The organism is Allomesorhizobium camelthorni, from assembly GCF_011045125.1.
Lineage (GTDB): Bacteria > Pseudomonadota > Alphaproteobacteria > Rhizobiales > Rhizobiaceae > Allomesorhizobium > Allomesorhizobium camelthorni.
This window is the reverse complement of record NZ_JAAKZF010000207.1, coordinates 1-2587: the sequence shown is the minus strand read 5'-3', so window position 1 is coordinate 2587 and position 2587 is coordinate 1. Positions and strand designations below refer to the sequence as shown.

General features: G+C 59.9%; 3 protein-coding genes. All 3 read left to right on the top strand.

Annotation, left to right across the window (positions count from 1 at the left end; genetic code table 11):
• Positions 1-81 precede the first annotated feature (81 nt).
• Genes tnpA through tnpC form a run of 3 tightly spaced genes read left to right on the top strand, consistent with a single transcriptional unit; the run spans position 82 to position 2515 of the window.
• Positions 82-555 carry an IS66-like element accessory protein TnpA gene (tnpA, locus tag G6N73_RS35245; RefSeq protein WP_165034475.1) on the top strand — a complete coding sequence of 158 codons (474 nt, stop codon included), beginning with the start codon at positions 82-84 and terminating at the stop codon, positions 553-555.
• Positions 536-889, top strand: a complete 354-nt coding sequence (gene tnpB, locus G6N73_RS35240) for an IS66 family insertion sequence element accessory protein TnpB (protein ID WP_165034474.1) — start codon at positions 536-538, stop codon at positions 887-889. Before tnpA ends, tnpB begins: the two co-directional genes overlap by 20 nt.
• 54 nt (positions 890-943) lie before the next feature.
• Positions 944-2515 (top strand): IS66 family transposase, encoded by a 1572-nt coding sequence (tnpC, locus tag G6N73_RS35235; RefSeq protein WP_165034473.1) that lies wholly within the window; start codon positions 944-946, stop codon positions 2513-2515.
• Positions 2516-2587: the final 72 nt, after the last annotated feature.

The following is a 2587-nucleotide window of genomic DNA, read 5'->3' as shown; positions in this document are numbered from 1 at the left end:
CGTAAGCGCGAATTTCTACGCACCTTTTGCTGTTGAGTGCTCTGCTGCAAGGTGTCCACCAAAATAGGTGGACACCAAGTGATTGACGAAGATGATCAGAAACTGCGGGTAAGGCTTGTTGGTCGGAACGGGCGACGCCGATACGACCCTGCATCGAAGGACCGTCTTGTCGCGGCCTGCCTCGAGCCTGGCGTGTCGGTATCGAGGCTTGCGCTCGAACATGGGGTCAATGCGAACCTTCTTCGGAAGTGGATAAAGAAGCGCACGGAGACCCAGTCCCTCCCGCAGTCCACATCACCGGCGTTTATCCCGGTTCAGATTGAAAGCACTTCCGATCGGGCCTTGCTGCGACAGAGCAGCATGGCTGCGGTGGATTTGCCGGGGACTTGCGATGGGGTGCGTGGGTCGGCATCGAAAAGGACTGCGCTTTTTTCCTCTCCAGCCAAGGTGAGCGCGTCCCTGCCGAACGGCGTGAAGTTGACGCTGGAATGCGGTGATGTGGATGCATTGACGGCGACCATCGGAGCACTGGGTCATGTTCAGACTGGGCGCTGACCTGAAAGTCTACCTGCACCGCGAGCCGATCGACTTCCGGGCCGGCATCAACAGCCTTGCGGTTCTGGTCCAAGAGACGATGGTGCTCGATCCGTTTGCACCGGCGGTTTATGCGTTCTGCAATCGCCGTCGCGACCGGATGAAGCTCCTGTTCTTCGATCGGTCGGGCTTTGTGCTGGTCCTGAAGCGGCTGACCGAGGACAAGTTCCGGTGGCCCCGCCGCCAGGAGACGGTCGTCACGCTGACGACCGAGCAATTGCACTGGATTCTCGACGGCATCGATATCGATGCGATGGTCCGCCATCCGGTGCGGCAATATCAGGTTGCCGGTTGAGGGCTCTCGAATTGAGCGGTTGACGCGGCGGTATGCTTTCGATTCAAGAATCTGATGAATCGGACAGGCGAACCGACTGTTGAGGAGTTGATGGCGCGCATTGCTGCGCTGCAGGCGCAGAACCGTCAACTCACCGAACGCGTCTTCAAACTTGAGGAAGAACTGGCGCTTGCGCGACTGCATCGTTTTGCGCCGCGCAGTGAAAAACACGTTGATCGCATCTTCAATGAAGCCGAACAGGTTGCTGATGAGGATGAAGCCGACAACGAAGATAGCGACGTCGTCGACCTTCCGGACACAGGGTTGCCACCCGTCGAAAGCACGACGGGAAAGAAACGCGGACGCAGACCGCTGCCGCAAAACCTGCCGCGCGAGCGCGTCGAGTATGACCTTCCCGATGATCAGAAGGCTTGTCCTTGCTGCCGTGGCCGGATGCATCGCATGGGTGAGACCGTTACCGAGCAACTTCATATCGAGGTGAAGGCGAAGGTCCTGCAGAATGTGCGGTTCAAATATGCTTGCCGTCATTGCGACCGCACCGGGATCAACACGCCGGTCGTGATCGCGCCGATGCCCACGCAACCTTTGCCGGGCAGCATCGCCACGGCTTCGACGCTGGCCTTCGCGCTCGTTCATAAGTATGTCGACGGCACACCGCTCTACCGCCTGGCGCAGGCCTTCGAGCGCGCCGGCGTTCCTGTCAGCCGAGGCGCTCTGGGCCACTGGGTGATCGGCTCGAGCGAAAAGCATCTCTCCCGCATCTATGACGCACTGAAACTGCGGCTCAGATCGCAGCCCCTCATCCATGGCGACGAGACGACTGTTCAGGTCCTGAAGGAAAAGGATCGAGAGGCCGCCAGCACCTCGTACATGTGGGCCTACCGGAGCGGCGAGGACAGTGACGAGCCTATCGTGCTGCTCGATTATCAACCCGGTCGCGGCCAGATACACCCGCAGACCTTCTTGGGCGATTACCGCGGCATCGTGATGAGTGATGGCTATTCCGCTTGGCGCACGCTGGAAGGGGCAACGCATCTTGGATGCATGGCCCATTCGAGGCGGCGCTTCGTCGATGCCCTAAAGGCGAGGAAGAAAGGCGGCGGCCCGCCGGAACAGGCGCTCCGGTTCTTCGAACAGCTCTATCGGGTTGAAAGGCAGGCGCGGGACAAAAAGCCCGAGGACGGCGAGACGCAGGCCGACAGCATTCGCCGCTTTCGCCAGCAACACAGCGTACCCATCCTGAACGCTCTCAAGGAATGGCTCGATGAAATCGCCCCGAAGGTCTTGCCGGACAGCAAGCTCGGCGACGCCGTGTCCTACACCCTGAACCAGTGGGAATATCTGACGCGCTACACCGAGGACGGCAGGATGCCGATCGACAACAACCTTCTGGAGCGTGACATCAGAATTTTTGCCACTGGCAGAAAGAGCTGGCTGTTCAGCGATACCGTCGACGGAGCCAGGGCCAGCGCCGTCATCTACAGCCTGATGCTGACCTGCCGTGCCTCACGCGTCGAGCCGTTAGCCTGGTTGCGCCACGTCCTCACCGAATTGCCTCAACGCAACGAGGACGCTGATATCGACGATCTGCTGCCCTTAAACTTCACCAAAGCCGCAACTGCCTGATCAGACCAGAGGCCGTGCGAACGCGATCCGCCAAAAGCGACGCCGTCAACGTGCGGGGAAAATCGCGCTTTC